The sequence below is a fragment of the Solwaraspora sp. WMMD406 genome, assembly GCF_029626025.1.
Classification (GTDB): domain Bacteria; phylum Actinomycetota; class Actinomycetes; order Mycobacteriales; family Micromonosporaceae; genus Micromonospora_E.
Genome location: NZ_JARUBF010000001.1, coordinates 378,697 through 393,439, shown reverse-complemented (window position 1 = coordinate 393,439; position 14,743 = coordinate 378,697). Strand labels below are relative to the sequence as shown.

General features: G+C 71.1%; 14 protein-coding genes. 4 read left to right on the top strand and 10 right to left on the bottom strand.

Annotated features, from left to right (window positions below; all coding sequences use genetic code 11):
• Nucleotides 1-85: 85 nt before the first annotated feature.
• Nucleotides 86-1,441: an ABC transporter substrate-binding protein gene (locus O7632_RS01660; RefSeq protein ID WP_278110818.1), complete on the bottom strand. Its 1,356-nt coding sequence runs from the start codon at nucleotides 1,439-1,441 to the stop codon at nucleotides 86-88.
• Nucleotides 1,442-1,653: 212 nt separating this feature from the next.
• Here O7632_RS01660 and O7632_RS01655 point away from each other — a divergent pair, with 212 nt between their 5' ends.
• The gene (locus tag O7632_RS01655) at nucleotides 1,654-2,052 is read left to right on the top strand and encodes a hypothetical protein (protein ID WP_278110816.1); all 399 of its coding nucleotides are present in this window, start codon (nucleotides 1,654-1,656) and stop codon (nucleotides 2,050-2,052) included.
• A 44-nt stretch (nucleotides 2,053-2,096) separates the two neighbouring features.
• Here O7632_RS01655 and O7632_RS01650 read toward each other — a convergent pair whose 3' ends face one another.
• From O7632_RS01650 to O7632_RS01635, 4 genes are all read right to left on the bottom strand, one after another.
• Nucleotides 2,097-2,852, bottom strand: a complete 756-nt coding sequence (locus O7632_RS01650; protein ID WP_278110815.1) for a LytTR family DNA-binding domain-containing protein — start codon at nucleotides 2,850-2,852, stop codon at nucleotides 2,097-2,099.
• Nucleotides 2,849-4,168, bottom strand: coding sequence for a histidine kinase (locus O7632_RS01645; protein ID WP_278110814.1), 1,320 nt, complete (start codon nucleotides 4,166-4,168; stop codon nucleotides 2,849-2,851). Before O7632_RS01645 ends, O7632_RS01650 begins: the two co-directional genes overlap by 4 nt.
• Nucleotides 4,169-4,329: 161 nt before the next feature.
• Nucleotides 4,330-5,844: a sugar transferase gene (locus tag O7632_RS01640; protein WP_278110813.1), complete on the bottom strand. Its 1,515-nt coding sequence runs from the start codon at nucleotides 5,842-5,844 to the stop codon at nucleotides 4,330-4,332.
• Nucleotides 5,845-6,166: 322 nt separating this feature from the next.
• Nucleotides 6,167-7,084, bottom strand: coding sequence for a DNA-formamidopyrimidine glycosylase family protein (locus O7632_RS01635; RefSeq protein ID WP_278110811.1), 918 nt, complete (start codon nucleotides 7,082-7,084; stop codon nucleotides 6,167-6,169).
• 45 nt (nucleotides 7,085-7,129) lie between these two features.
• On the opposite strand from O7632_RS01635, the gene O7632_RS01630 reads away from it, so the two are divergent.
• Nucleotides 7,130-8,329 carry a glycosyltransferase family 4 protein gene (locus O7632_RS01630; RefSeq protein WP_278110810.1) on the top strand — a complete coding sequence of 400 codons (1,200 nt, stop codon included), beginning with the start codon at nucleotides 7,130-7,132 and terminating at the stop codon, nucleotides 8,327-8,329.
• A gap of 167 nt (nucleotides 8,330-8,496) precedes the next feature.
• Nucleotides 8,497-9,399 carry a DUF559 domain-containing protein gene (locus O7632_RS01625; protein WP_278110808.1) on the top strand — a complete coding sequence of 301 codons (903 nt, stop codon included), beginning with the start codon at nucleotides 8,497-8,499 and terminating at the stop codon, nucleotides 9,397-9,399.
• A 102-nt stretch (nucleotides 9,400-9,501) separates the two neighbouring features.
• Here the strand turns inward: O7632_RS01625 and O7632_RS01620 are convergent, their stop codons facing one another.
• The 5 genes from O7632_RS01620 to O7632_RS01600 all read right to left on the bottom strand — a co-directional run bounded on the left by O7632_RS01620 (nucleotide 9,502) and on the right by O7632_RS01600 (nucleotide 13,385).
• Nucleotides 9,502-10,233, bottom strand: coding sequence for a CDP-alcohol phosphatidyltransferase family protein (locus tag O7632_RS01620; protein ID WP_278110806.1), 732 nt, complete (start codon nucleotides 10,231-10,233; stop codon nucleotides 9,502-9,504).
• Nucleotides 10,208-11,275 carry an iron-containing alcohol dehydrogenase family protein gene (locus tag O7632_RS01615; RefSeq protein WP_278110804.1) on the bottom strand — a complete coding sequence of 356 codons (1,068 nt, stop codon included), beginning with the start codon at nucleotides 11,273-11,275 and terminating at the stop codon, nucleotides 10,208-10,210. Before O7632_RS01615 ends, O7632_RS01620 begins: the two co-directional genes overlap by 26 nt.
• Complete coding sequence (locus tag O7632_RS01610; RefSeq protein WP_278110802.1) at nucleotides 11,263-11,994, bottom strand: phosphocholine cytidylyltransferase family protein; 732 nt, start codon at nucleotides 11,992-11,994, stop codon at nucleotides 11,263-11,265. Before O7632_RS01610 ends, O7632_RS01615 begins: the two co-directional genes overlap by 13 nt.
• A gap of 69 nt (nucleotides 11,995-12,063) precedes the next feature.
• Entirely contained in the window at nucleotides 12,064-12,912 is an 849-nt protein-coding gene (locus tag O7632_RS01605; RefSeq protein ID WP_278110801.1) for a hypothetical protein, read from the bottom strand.
• Nucleotides 12,909-13,385, bottom strand: coding sequence for an NUDIX domain-containing protein (locus O7632_RS01600; RefSeq protein ID WP_278110799.1), 477 nt, complete (start codon nucleotides 13,383-13,385; stop codon nucleotides 12,909-12,911). The genes O7632_RS01605 and O7632_RS01600 overlap by 4 nt, the downstream gene beginning before the upstream one ends.
• A gap of 136 nt (nucleotides 13,386-13,521) precedes the next feature.
• Here O7632_RS01600 and O7632_RS01595 point away from each other — a divergent pair, with 136 nt between their 5' ends.
• A complete protein-coding gene (locus O7632_RS01595; RefSeq protein WP_278110797.1) occupies nucleotides 13,522-14,619 on the top strand; it encodes a PLP-dependent aminotransferase family protein in 1,098 nt (365 codons plus the stop codon).
• The last annotated feature ends 124 nt before the right edge of the window (nucleotides 14,620-14,743 follow it).

The window sequence follows — 14,743 nt, the reverse complement described above, 5'->3', positions numbered from 1 at the left end:
CGAGATCGTTCTCACTGGTGACTGGGGCAACCGTACGCAGCCGGCGACCGCCACGTGATCCCGAGAAAGTGCCACCCGGACCGGCCTATCCGGCTATCGGCAACCCCACCGCGGCCAGTGCCTTGATCACCTCGGCCGACTCGCCGAACCCGATGACGAGGATCGCGTCGGCGCCGAACTCCTTGACCTCCTCGGCGCCGCTGTCGAAGTCGATCGGCGGGGCGTCCGCGCCCTCCGGTAGTTCGTAGGTGAGCAGCTTGATCCGCTCCGGCCCGATCCCGGCCCGGGCCAACTCGGCCCGGACGTTCTCCTGGAGCCCTTCGCCGTACGAGTCCTTGCGTGCCACCACGGCGACGCGTTGCGGGCCGTCCCGCAGGATGACGTCGGCCAGCGCCCGGCCCTGCAGCAGGTCCGACGGCGCGGTCCGGAAGTACAGACCTTCGTCGGCGACGCTGCTGAGCCCGGCGTCGGTGTTGGACGGGGAGAAGAGGATCAGGCCGGCGGCTACGACGTCCGGCAACACCGCCCGGGAGATGCCGGAGGCGCCGGCGCCGATGATGACGTGTACGCCTTCGTCGACGTGCCGGGCGACCGTCGCGCGGGCGACGTCCGGATTGGTGCCGTCGTCGCCGTCGAACCACTCCACCGAGTCGCCGAGCACACCACCGGCGGCGTTGACCTCCTCGACGCCGAGCGCGGCACCGGCGGCCAGCGGCGGATAGGCCAGCGACAGATCACCGGTACGGGGTAACAGTCCGCCGAGCTTGAGCGGAGCACCACTGCCCCGGCCGGAACCGTTCTGCGCCTTGGCCGGCGGCGGCGCGGCCGTGGTCGTTGTCGACTCGTCGCCGGCTCCCACGAACTCGGTCTTGCCGTCGTTGATCTGACCGTTCTCACCGAAGTGCAACGTGGCGTAGCTCGCGGTGGAGGGTTCCCCGGCGTCGGTGAAACCGCCGCGCTTGAGCGAGATGCCGCGATACTCGATGTCCGTACCGTCGCGGGCGAGTTCGAGGCAGCGCGCGACGACGTCACAGGGTTCACCGCCGGTGGTGACCCCGTTGATCTGGGCGGCGATGTCCGCCGGGTCGGTGTTACCGGCCAGCTGCGCGGCCAGGGCGGTGATCACCACGGCGTCGTACGCTTCCCCGGCGTAGAGGAAACCGGTCAGTTGCGAGTCGACGGCCCGCAGCCGTCCGATGAAGTCGTCGGAGAGCGGCGTGAGCGGGCTGGTGCCCTTCATCCCGGCGAGCAGGCCGACCTGATCGGCGAACTCGGCGCCGAACGAGTTGCTCATGTTGCCGTCGGTGCCATACAACCGGACGGAGGCGGGCGGGGCGTCGTCGTCGCCCTCGGCTGACGACTCGCCACAGCCGCTGGCGGTGACCAGCAGAGTCGCGCAGACGGCCAGAGCGGCGGTGCGGGAGCCGCGTGACACGAGCATGGGGACGTCCTCCATCGGCCGAAGGTCCGCAGGGCACCATAGCGCCTTACCCGCGTAAACGCGACAGCGTGGCCTGGTGGAGGCGTCGGACGGCAGCGGAGGCGGCGGTTGGCGGAAACGCCACGTCGGCGGCCAGTTCTCACCGAGCGGGTGCGGCGCCGGGCGGCGCGTTCCCTGGTCGCTTCTTGACCCTGGCGCATACCCTTCCGCTCATGACCGACCGACGCGATGGTGCCGACGAGGCGTTCGACGACGCTGCGCAGGTGCTGCGCTCCGCTCTCGCCGGGGACAGCGAGGCCGTGGTGGGCACCTTCGACGCGGTGGTCGACCGGAGCGGGGTGGCCGGCGCGTACGACGTCGCCTGGCGCCTCGCCGCGACGATGGTCGGGGAGGACGTCCCGGTCGGCTCCTGGACCCTGGACTTCCCTGGGATCGACGAAGCCCGCTACGACGCCCGCTGGGTGGCCCGGTTCCTCAGCGCCTACGCGAATTCGGACGTCTCGACCGGCGAGGCGCTGTTCGGCGCGGCGCTCGCCGACGGACAGTTGCCGGAGTGTCTCCTCACGCTCGCCGGTTCGGCGGTGGCCACCCTGCGCCGCCGGGCGGCCTGATCCGAGCCGCCCCGCCGTCGTCCACACGCCGGCCCGGCTTCCGGTCACTTGCTCCAGTCGTGCTTGGCGGCTCGAACCAGCTTGTCCTTCAACTCGCGGGTATGCCGGCGGGAGACCGGAAGCTCGGTGCCGTCGATCACCACCACGTAGCCAGAATTGGCCAATCGTAGTTCGGTGATTAGCCGTAGTTGGACGAGGAAAGACCGGTGGATGCGGACGAACCCGGCGTCGGCCCAGCGGTCCCCGAGGGTGGCGAGCGGCACCCGGACCAGATGGGACCCTTCGGCCGTGTGCAGTCGGGCGTAGTCGCCCTGCGCCTCCACCCACCGTACGGCGGACCGGGGCAGCATCCGGGTGGTGCCGGCCAGCTCGACCGGAATCGCCGGATCCTCCTCGGCACGGGCCAGCGCGGCCGGCTGCGCCGGCACGACCCGTGCGGTGAGCACCCGCCGGACCGATTCGGCGAGTCGCTCGGCCCGGACCGGCTTGCGGACGTAGTCGGTGACGCCCAGGTCGAACGCGTCCACCGCCGCGTCGTCGTAGGCGGTGACGAAGACGATCGCCGGTGGACGGGCGAACCGGCGCAGGATCCGGGCCAGTTCCATCCCGTTGAGGCCGGGCATCCGGATGTCGAGGAAGACCGCGTCGACGTCGGTGTCCCGCAACACCCGCAGCGCTTCGGTGGCGTCGGACGCGGTGTGCAGCCGCGCCACCCGGGGGTCGGCGCGCAGCAGGTACGCCAATTCGTCGAGCGCCGGTGGCTCGTCGTCGACGGCGAGTACCCGCAGGAAAGGTGTCACGGGATCACCTCCCAGCGCCCGGCCGTCCCGGTGCGGACGTCGGGGTGGAACTTCGGCACCCGCATGCTCACCTTCGTACCCGCTCCCACCGCCGTCTCGACCACCAGCCCGAACTGATCCCCGAAGACCGACCGAAGCCGCTCGTCGACGTTCGACAGACCGACGTGCTGGCCGGCGTCGTCGAGTGGATCGCCACTGGGTCGACGGTCCGGCCCGCCACCGTCCGTGCCGCCACCAGTCGCCGTGCCGCCACCGTCCGCGCCGCCGGTCGCCGCGCCGCCGGTGGATCGGTCCGACAGTACGGCGGGATCCATGCCTACTCCGTCGTCTTCGACCGTGATGTGGCATTCGGTGCCCGCGTCCCGGGCCTGGATGCTCACCGTACCCAGTCCCGGCTTGCGCGACAGGCCGTGCCGCACCGCGTTCTCGACCAGTGGCTGCAGGCAGAGGAACGGCAGGTTGACGGGAAGCACCTCGGGGGCGATCTGCAGCCGTACCTGAAGGCGTTCGCCGAACCGGGCCCGTTCGATGGTCAGATAGCGATCGATGGAGCGCAGCTCCTCGGCCAGTGTGGTGAACTCGCCGTGCGCCCGGAAGGAGTACCGGGTGAACTCGGCGAACTCAAGGATCAGATTCCGGGCCCGTTCCGGATCGGTACGGACGAACGAGGCGATTGCGGTCAGCGCGTTGTAGATGAAATGTGGGCTGATCTGGGCACGTAGCGCCCGTACCTCGGCGCGGGCGAGCCGTTCCCGCGACGAGTCCAGCTCGGCGAGCGCCAGCTGGCTGGCGGCCCAGCGGGCGGTCTCCAGCGTCGCCTGCACCAGGCCGGGTGCGGGATCGTCGTCGACGACGGCGACCAGCACCACCGCCGAGGTGCCGTCCGGTCCGGTCAGCGGGGCGACGACGGCGCCCCGGATCGGGCAGTCGGGCCGGTCGCACGCGAGGTCGCGACCGCCGAGCACCAGCGACCGGCCGGCCTCGATGGCTCGCGCCGAGGCGGCGGTCAGCTGCGCGGCGTGGTGGCTGCCCCGGCCGTCGAAGGCGAGCACGGTGCTGGCGGTGGCCAACGCCGCGCCCGGCGCGCCGACCAGGGCCCGAAGCTGCCGTACGGCTTTCGCCGCCGTGGCGGAGTCGAGGCCGTTGCGCAGTGGCTCGGCGGCCAGGCCGGCGGTGTGCAGAACCTGGTAGGTCGCGCGCTGCGTGGCGGTGGCGATGCCCCGACGGGCCCGGAGCCGGACCACCGCGTAGACGGCTGCGGCCAGGGCCGTCACCAGGGCCAGGACCGCGAGCGACGCGGATACGTTTGCCGCCACGGACAGATCTTGTCGCCTGCCGGGCGCGCTGCCAAGCGCCCGGCGGGGATCCGCGCCCGTTGCCGGGCGAGGGCTCAGTGGGCGCCCTTGCGGGCCAGGACGGTCAGTAGGCGCCCTTGCGGGCCAGGACGGTCAGTAGGCGCCCTTGCGGGCCAGGACGGTCAGTAGGCGCCCTTGCGGGCCAGGACGACGCCGATGGTGCGCCAGAGGATGCCCAGGTCGTACGTGAGCGACCAGTTGTCGACGTAGTAGAGGTCCAGCCGGACTGCCTCGTCCCAGGAGAGGTCGGAGCGTCCGGAGACCTGCCACAGGCCGGTCATGCCCGGCCGGACCAGCAGCCGCCGCCGGACGTCGCCGAGGAAGTCGCCGTCGTCGGCGGGCAGCGGCCGGGGACCGACCAGCGACATCTCGCCCTTGAGCACGTTGATCAACTGCGGTAGTTCGTCGATCGAGCTGGCCCGTAGGAAGCGGCCGACCGGGAAGACCCGTGGATCGTTGCGGATCTTGAACAGCATGCCGTCGGTCTCGTTCTGATCGACCAGGGAGGCGAGTCGATCCTCGGCGTCGACGTACATGGTGCGGAACTTCCAGACCCGGAAGACCTTGCCCTCGTGCCCGACCCGGGACTGCCGGAAGAACACCGGACCGCGATCGGAGGCCCGGATGGCGATCGCGACGGCCAGGAACAACGGTGCCAGCACCAGCAGCCCCAGACCGGCGGCCACCCGGTCGAGCAGGTTCTTGGCCAGCCAGCCGAGCCCGGACAAGGTCGGTTCCTCGACGTGCAGCAGCGGCAGGCCCTCGATCGGGCGGATGTGTACCCGGGGGCCGGCGATGTCGGTGAGCTGCGGAGCGACCACCAGGTCGACCCCGCTGCCTTCGAGTTGCCAGGCCAGCCGACGCAGCTCTCCCGGCTCGGAGCTGGCCGATCCGCAGACCGCGATGGTGTCCGCACCCACCTCCCGGACCAGAGCGAGCACGTTGCGGCCGGCGTACACGGGCACCGGGGTCTCGATCCCCCGGGCCGCCGCGTAGCCGTCGGTGAGGTGGATGGCGACCGGGATCAGCCCGGCCGCCGGGCTGCGGGTGACCGCGGTGAAGACCTCCAGCGCTTCGGGCAGGGTGCCGATCAGCACCATCCGGTGCGCCGCGTGACCGATCCGGCGGCGCAGGACGTGCAGGGCGTAACGGGCCAGGAAGCGGAACAACAGAATGAACACCAGCGCGCCGAGTAGTGCGGTGGCGACGGAAAGTCGAGAAAGGTCGGTCTTGGTGGCGAAGGCGAGAAAGGAAACGCTCGCCGCGACGGTCACCGCCCCCCGCAGGACCCGCTTGAACTCGTCCGTTCCCAACCCGAGGTAGCGGCGGTCATACGCGCCGGTGGCCCAGAGGACCACGATCCAACCGAGCGGCAGCAGCAGGTAGGTGACGGTGTGGAACCAGGTGGCGTCGACGTCCGCGTCGGAGAACCCGGAGGTCGCCTTCTCGAACAGCGAAATCGACACGAAGCTGGCCAGCACGGCGGCGGCGAAGTCCAGGCCGAGCAGGATCGCCGTGTACGGGCGGTGCCAGCGCGACGCGCGGCGGCGGGCCCGTGCCCAAGCGGACCGGGGTACGCCGTTGGTCGGCGGCACCGGTACGGGTGGTTGGATCTCGAAGCTGTCGACGTGGCGCACCCTGTTGCTCCGGCTGGTGTTGGTTACCGGGCGCTGGAGGCTTGTCGTCACCTCACCCACGTCCTCCCGCGTGACACGTGCCGCCCACTCTCCGTGAAGGCTTGGCTCGCCCACCAGCTCAGTCTTTCACGATGACCGTGCACGCACGGTGACCCGAATGACTTTACGCCCCCCGCCGCGACGGCGGGGACCGGCGAATCCGGTGGTGTTGAAGCATTGGGACCGGGCCACTATACCGATGGATTGTCACCAAGGAAGACTCCGTTGTGGTGCAGATCGTCGTGGCGCGGGGCGTTCGTCGTTTGCGGGCGTAATTGGTCACCTAACGCACAAGACGGGACAACCGTCGGTCAGCGAGTGGCTTGCCGCCGGTCTGGCAGATGGGGCAGTACTGCAGGCTCGAATCTGCAAAAGAGACTTCTCTCACTTGATCGCCGCAAACCGGGCAAGGGAGGCCGGTCCGGGCGTGCACCCGGAGTCCGGAACGCTTCTCACCCTTCAACTCCGCCGCCCGTTGCCCGACCGACCGCCGCACCGCGTCCGACAACACCTGGCCGGTCGCCGCGTGCAGGACGCCCAGCTGCTCGTCGCTCAGCCGGTGGGTGAGGGCGAACGGCGACAACCGCGCCGTGTGCAGGATCTCGTCCGAGTACGCGTTGCCGATCCCGGCCAGCACCTCCTGATCGGTCAACACCCCTTTGACCTGACCCCGGCGACCACGCAACCGCTCGCTGAAGGTCGCCAGATCGGCGGTGAGCGCGTCCGGACCCAGCCGGGCCACCCCCGGCACGGCACCCGGATCGGTCACCAGATAGGCGGCCAACTTCTTCTGCGTACCGGCCTCGGTCAGGTCGAAGCCGGAACCGTCGTCGAGCCGTACCCGCAGCGCTATCGGCCCCTTGCCCGGCTTCAACGGCGCCGCCGACGGGAAACGTTCCCGGTAGTGCAGCCAACCGGCCCGCGCCAGGTGCACCACCAGACGCACGGGTTCGCCGTGCACCTCGCCATCGTCGCCGCCGCCGTCGACGCCGTGCACCTCGTTGCCGTCACCGAACTCGACGTCGAGGAACTTGCCGTGCCGGCCGGCATCGGTCACCGTACGGCCGGCCAGCGCCGACGGCGGCGGATCGTAGGTCTTGAGCGCGTTGATCGCGCACACCTCGACACGCTGCACCCGGCGACCCACCGCGCGCTCCCGCAGGTAGGCCGCGAGCGCCTGGACCTCCGGCAACTCGGGCACCCTCAGACGGTAGCGTCTGACGACGTCGAGCAGGAGGGTTGACCGGTGAGAGTCGTCGTGGCGCACAACCGTTACCGGCAGGCCCAGCCGTCCGGCGAGAACGTCATCGTCGACAGCGAGATCGCCCAACTCGCCGCCGCCGGAGTCGACGTCGTCCCGTTCCTGCGCAGCTCCGACGACATCCCGGCGATGTCGGCGGCCGGCAAGGCGCTGCTGCCGATCTCGCCCGGCTATGCCCCGGCCGCCGAGCGCGACCTGGACCGCCTGCTCCGCGAGCACCGACCCGATGTGCTGCACCTGCACAACCCGTACCCGTTGATCTCGCCCTGGGCGATCCGCACCGCCCACCGTCACCAGGTGCCGGTGGTGCACACCGTGCACAACTACCGGCAGGTCTGTTCGTCGGGCCTGTACTTTCGCGACGGCCGGATCTGCACCGACTGCCGGGGGCGGGCGATCGGCCTGCCGGGCGTGCTGCACCGCTGCTACCGGGGCTCCCGGGCGCAGAGCGCGGTGATGGCCGCCACTCTGGCCCTGCACCGACCCACCTGGCGTTCGGTCGACCGGTTCATCGCGCTCACCTCCGCCGTCGCCGCGCACCTGCGCGAGTACGGCATTCCCGACGAGCGGATCACGGTCAAGCCGAACGCGATCCCGGACCCCGGACCGCCCGCCCCGCTCGGCGACGGCTTCCTGTTCCTCGGCCGGCTCACCCCGGAAAAAGGCATCGGCCTGCTGCTCGACGCTTGGCGGCGGCACCCCGACGGGGCGCTCGGCACGCTGCGGATCGGCGGCGACGGCGAACTGCGGCCCTTCGTCGAGTCGGCCGCCGCCGACCGCGCCGACATCGACTTCCTCGGCCCGCTGGACAGATCAGCGGTACGCGACGCGCTGCGCGCCACCGCCGTGGTGTTGGCCGTCTCCACCTGGCACGACGTCCTGCCGACCGTGGTGATCGAAGCGCTGGCCAGCGGCCGGCCGGTGCTCGGTACCGCGCTCGGCGGCATTCCGTACCTGATCGGCGCCGATGCCGCCGACTCCGCCGGTGCCGGCGGGGCCAGTGGTCCGGCCGGCTGGGTGGTGCCGCCGGAGGCGGCCGCGCTGGCCGCCGCCCTGCCGGTCGCCCGCGACGGCGCTACCGCCTTGGCCGGCGTCGCCCGCACCCGCTATGAGAGCACCTTCCACCCCGACGTGGTCATGAAGCAGCACCTCGCCATCTACGACGCGGTGACTGCTCGGCGCTGACGTCTGCCCTGTCCTCGCTGAGCTGTACGTCAGCCACGTACAACGGGGCTACCGAGGTGGCTGGTGTACAGCTCGGCGATGTCGTCCATCTCGGATTCCGTGTCGGAAGAGCGACCGGACTGCCCGTCGGGGCAGCGCGCGGCCCGATCCACCCGCATCGTGGTGCGATGCCTGCCGCTGTGGTGCCACGAGAGCTGACTGTCGGGCCGTTCTCCGGCAGGCGTGCCGTGGCCACCGGGTTGCTGACCAGGCGCATGTTGGATGGTTCGACGTGGCGCCGGCTGCTGCCCGACGTGTACGTGTACGCGGGTGCCTTCGACATCGACGATCACCGGATGTGGTGCGCGGCGGTGGCGCTCAATCTCCCCGATTCCGGTGCGATCGGCGGCCCCAGCGCCGCCTACCTGTGGGGCGTCGATCTGCTGCCTCGTCGCAGTCCGGTGCACGTCGTCGTGCCACGCGGACGGCGGATCCGGAAGCACCCGTGGGTGTCCGCGACGTACTTCACGCTTGCCGCGCGGGACGCCACGCGCCTGTTCGAGATGCCGGTGACGAGTGAGGTGCGAACCGCGTTCGACCTTGGCCGGCTGCTGCCGCGCGCCGATGCACTCGCTGCTGTCGACGCCTTCCTGCATCGTCGGCTCCTCCGAGTGGACCAGTTGATCCACTATGTCGATGAGCATCCGGGCTGGCCCGGGATAAGCCAACTGCGCGAGATCGGCGGGCTCGCCGACGCGTCGTGCGCCTCGCCGATGGAAAGCCGGCTGCGACTGCTGTTGCACGACGCAGGGCTGCCGCGCCCCGTACCGCAGTTCGAGATCAGGACCGCACAGCGCTACTTCGTCGCACGAGTCGACTTTGCCTATCCGCCATGGCGGATCGCCATCGAGTACGAGGGAGACCATCATCGGGAACGGTCGGTGTTTCGGCGGGACGTCCGTCGCTACAACGCGTTGCGGGCCGAGGGCTGGCTGGTGCTGCGGTTCACCGCCGACGACGTGCTGCGCCGGTCGACGCAGCTGATCGAGGAGGTGCGGCGAGCGATCACGGAACGCACATCGATCGGCTGAGCTGTACGTCAGCCACCGTCGCCGGGGCACCGAAGGTGGCTCACGTACAGCTGAACGTCTCCCCGGACGGGCTCGGCCTCGGCGAGTCCTCCCGCAGGTGGGTCAGCGCAGGGCGGAGCGGGCGGAGAAGGCGACGCTGGCCAGCAGGAAACCGCCGTTGACGACGGTGAACGCGGCGATCAGCCAGATGGTGAGCGCGGGAGCGGCGGTCAGCACCACCCCGGCGACGACGATCACCGCGCCGTAGTCGCGGATCAGCTTCACCAGCCGTACGGGTAGCGAGGTCGAGGTGACCATGCTGGCCGCGTTGGGGCCGGCCTGCATCACCGAGGTCACCAGGTTGACCATCCAGGTGCCGGCGAACGCCCCGATCAGCCACACCGGGGTTTCCGGGACCTGCGCAACCGCCACCGCCGACAACGCCGTCACCAGGGCGATCTGCGCGGCCACGTCGCAGAGCACGTCGACGCGGGCACCAGCCGGACTGGTCTGCCCGGTCACCCGGGCCAACTGACCGTCGGCACAGTCCAAGGCGTACGCCACCTGCCAGCCGACCAGCGCGACCAGACCGATCAGCCAGCCCGGGACGGTCCCGTCGGCGACCGCGCCGGCGGACGCGATGACCGCGACCGACGCGGCCAACCCGAGCAGCAGGTTCGTCACGGTCAGTACGGTCGGAGCCAAACCGGTCCGGGCCCCGGCGAGCGCGAACACGGCACCGAGGCGCTGGCTGACCGTCTCGCTGAACAGCCCGCCCCCTCTGTTCGCCTGATAGAAGTCGTCCAGCCGGGCTACGGTTACCGTTTGTTCACCTTGAGGGTATGCGAAGGGCACCCAGGTATTCTGCCAGCCGCTCCTGGACGGCGTCTGTATCGAGTTTCAGGTGTTCCAGGATGGTGTACCGGTCCGGCCGGGTGTGCGGAGCGTGCAGGACGGCGGCCACGAAATCCTCGTCGGTCAACCCCAGCTCGGCCGGGCGGGTCGGCAGCCCGTGCCGGTGCAGCGTCGCCGCCAGCTGCCGGAAACGCGGCTCGTCGCCGCGCAGGAAGGTGCAGAACAACGCGCCGAGTCCGACCTGCTCGCCGTGCGAGCCCGCGCCCGGGAAGAGCAGGTCCAGGGCGTGCGAGATCTCGTGGCAGCCACCGCTGGCCGGCCGGCTCGACCCGCACACCGCCATCGCGATCCCGCCGAGGATCAACGCTTCGGCGAGCGTGGTCAGGAACGCGTCGTCGCCGATCCCGCCAGCGTGGTTGACCAGCGCCTCCGCCCCGGTGCGGGCGAGCGTCACCGCCAGCCCGTCGATCGGCTCGTCCCGTACGGCGTGCGCCAGCTCCCAGTCGGCGACCGCGCTGAGGTTGCTCAACGCGTCGCCGATTCCGGCACGGGTCTGCCGGTCCGGGCCGTCGCCGACGAAGTCGAGGTCGACCACGATCGCGATCGGGATGTGGACGCCGTACGAGCCCCGGCCGCCGTCGTGGTCGAGCGACGCCACCGGCGAGGCGATCCCGTCGTTGGCCAGGCTGGTCGCCACGCTCACCATCGGGATCGCGTACCGCGACGCGGCGTACTTGGCGGTGTCGATGGTCTTGCCGCCACCGATGCCGACGACGGCGTCGTAGGAACGTTGCCGCAGCTTGTCACCGAGGTCGTGGGCGGCGTCCAGGGTGCCGCCGGCGACGGTGAACACGTCGGCCCGGCCGAGTCCGGGGGCGATCAGGTCGGCGATCCGCTCACCCTGGCCGGGGCCGACGACGACGGCGACCTCGCCGCCGCCGGAGATCCGCCGGTCGGCCAGCAGCGCGCCCAGGCCGGCGACCGCGCCGCGGCGTACGTCGATCGCGAGCGGAGTGGCGACGGTACGGGCTAGTAGCGGCATGCGATGTCCCGCGCCTTGGCCAGGTCGTCGTGGTTGTCGACCTCGACCCACGGCAGGTCGCCGATCGGCGCGCCTCGTACCTCACCGCCACGGTCGGCGTACTCCTGGTAGCCGTCCTCGTAGTAGAGGTTGGGGTCGCGGCGCCAGGTCGCCTCCAGCGCGTCGGCGAGCCCGGCGGCGGCGGGGGCCTCGATCAGGGTGGCGCCGATGTATTCGCCGTGGGCTTGCGCCGGATCCATCAGTTTGGTGATCCGGGTGAGTCGGCCGTCGTCGGCGAAGACCACTTTCATCTCCTCGTCGGCGAGCTTCTTGACGGTGTCGACGGCGAGCAGGATGCCCGGCCCGCGCCGGGCCAGCAGCGTCTCCTCGACGCTCACCGGGTGCACCGTGTCGCCGTTGACCAGCAACGCGCCGCCGGCGAAGTGGTCCCGGGCCAGCCACAGCGAGTACGCGTTGTTCCATTCCTCCGCGCGGTCGTTGTGCACCAGGGTCAGCCGTACGCCGTGTCGGCTCTCCAATGCGGCCTGACGGGTCCGGACCGCGTCGGCGGCGTAGCCGACGACCACGACCACGTCGGTGAGCCCGGCGGCGGCCAGGTTGCGCAGCCCGATGTCCAGGATCGTGGTGTCGCCGTCGACCGGCACCAACGCCTTGGGCAGGCTGTCGGTGTGTGGTCGCAGCCGGCGTCCGGCTCCAGCGGCGAGCACGAGACCGATCATCAGGTGGTCCTCCTGGCGGGGGGTGGGACGGGTGTACGGGCACCCGGGGGTACGCAGGAGGATAGTCGCTCAGCCGGGCAGGGCCGCCAGGTCGGCCAGCAGGGTGACCCGTTGGTCGGGGTCCAGAGCCTGGTACGGCCCCGCGGCCCGGCGGTCGGTCTCCTGCTCGATGGCCAGCCGTTGGGCGCCGACCGGCAGGTCGACGATGCTGCGTGCGGTGTGCCCGGCGGCGGTCCAGGCGGCGGCGTGCGCGTCCGCGCGGTGGTGCCGCAGGACGGTCAACCGGTTGAGCAGCAGTACGCCGGGCGGGGTCCCTTCCGGCTCGTAGGGCGGGGCGACGGCCCGGAAGGCACCACCACCACCACCGTCGTCGGTCGCGCCACCCGCGCCACCCGCGCCACCCGCGCCGGTCGGGTCCGCGCCGTCGTCGGGCAGCCCGGTGCCGCCGGTCGGTTCGGCGAGCGCGGCGGCGAGCAACCGGCCGGTGAGCTCGACCAGCCGGGCCAGCCGAGTGGCGTGTTCCGGTCCCCAGATCGTCGCGGTCACCTCGGCGTGCAGGGCGTACAGATCGGCCAGGAAGGCGGCACCGCGTTCGGTGGCCCGCAGCGCCCCGTCCGGGTGGCGCACCACCATGCCGTACGCGACCTGCTTGTCCAGGGCCCGCTGACAGCCGGCCGGGTCGCGGTAGCGGGTGACGGCGGCGAAACCAGCGGCGCTGATCAGGCCACCGGGGGCGGCGAGCCGGGTACGCAGGTCGATCAGGAACCCGATCGCCGCCGGCCCGCCGTACCGCTGCCGCAGCTCGGTGCCGGCGGACGCGGCGGCGGTCATCGCGGTGCCGTGCACCCGGTCGATGGCGGGCGCGGTCAGGGTGGCGCAGCGATGGCCCGGCAGCCACAGCTGGTCGGTGCCGCTCACAGGCCCAGGGTGCGCAGTACGGCGAAGCCGTCTTCGGCGATCTGGCGGATCAGTCCGTCGTTGACGTCGCGTGATTCGTCCAGGACGTGGAGTTCGGCGGCGGTGAGCCAGCGGAACTCGGTGTGCTTGCCGGCTTCCAGTCGGGGGTGGGCCAGGTCACCGTCGACCCGTACCAGGTAGTCGGTTTCCACCCGGGCGATGCCGTCGTCGCCGACGTAGGCGTACTCGCCGACCTCGGCAAGGACGTGGGAGACGGTCCACCCGGTCTCTTCGTGTACCTCCCGGTGCAGGGCTTCGACCAGCGTTTCGCCCGGCTCGACGTGTCCGCCGGCGACGTCCCAGGTGTTGGGGAACAGCCGCCGGTGCGGTGACCGGAGCTGGAAGAAGATCCGGCCGTCGTCGTCGACGATCAACGCGCCGACGCACCGCAGCGGATCGCCGGGTGCGTCGCGGCCGGGGGGTGGGGCGGACACGCCTGTGACAGTAGCGAGCGGGCCCGGTAAAGAACCAGGACCAGCTCCGGGCACCCGGGGAGAAGCCGGGCAGCCCGGACGTGTCCTGCCACACCAGCCGGCGGCAACCGGCCGGGCGGGTCGTAGTCTGGCACCCATGAGCGCCGAGCAGCTGATCTCCTTCGCCCGTGGGGCGCCGTCGCTGGACATCGTCGACATCGAGGGGCTGAAAGCCGCCGCCGGCCGCGCCTTCGACGCCGACCCGGCCGGGGTGACCGCGTACGGCACCTCCGTCGGCTACCTCCCGCTACGTCGCTGGATCGCCGACAAGCACGGCGTCGCGCCCGAACAGGTGCTGGTCACCAACGGTTCCCTGCAGGCCGACGCGTTTCTCTTCGACCACCTGGTCACGCCCGGGGACGCGGTGGTCGTCGAGCGGCCGACGTACGACCGTACGCTGCTCAACCTGCGCCAGCTCGGCGCGCAGGTGCATCCGGTGACCATCCAGCCGGACGGGCTGGACACCGACGAGCTGCGCAAGTTGTTGGAGTCGGGGGTCCGGCCGAAGCTGGCGCACGTCATTCCCAACTACCAGAACCCGGCCGGGGTGACCCTGTCGCTGGCGAAGCGGCGGGCGTTGCTGGAGTTGGCGGTCGAGTTCGGGTTCACCATCTTCGAGGACGACCCGTACGCCGACATCCGGTTCCGGGGCGAAGTGCTGCCGTCGATGCTGTCGCTGGACACCGACGGTGTCGTGGTGCACGCCTCCAGTTTCACCAAGACGGTCTGCCCCGGGGTACGGGTCGGCTACCTTGTCGGCGAGGCCGGGCTGATCAAGGCGATCGCCGGGCGGGCCACCAACCTGTACATCTCGCCCGGCATGGTGGCGCAGGCGATCGTGCACCAGTTCTGCGTCTCCGGTGACCTGGACCGGTCGATCGCCACGGTCCGGGCCGCGCTGTCCGAGCGCGCCCAGGTGTTGGGCGAGTCGCTGCGCAAGCACATTCCGGGCGTACGGTTCACCGAGCCGGACGGCGGCTACTTCCTCTGGGTGGAGCTGCCCGAGGACGTGCTGGTCGACGCGTTGGTGCCGGCGGCCGCGAAGCGCGGCGTCGCGGTGGTCAAGGGCAGCGACTTCCTGCTGACCGGTGGTGAGCACGCGCTGCGGCTGGCCTACTCGGCGGTCACGGTGGATCAGATCGACGAGGGTGTCCGCCGGTTGGCCGAGGCGGTCGACGAGGTACGCGCGGCGTAGCCGGCCGGCATCCCGGTCGGTTCGGCATTCTCGCCGGCCGGCATCCCCGATCATGCTCGCGGCGCTGGGGGAAGGGTGCCGCGAGCATGTCGCGTGGTGGTTTCCTGTTCTAGGGCGGTTGCCG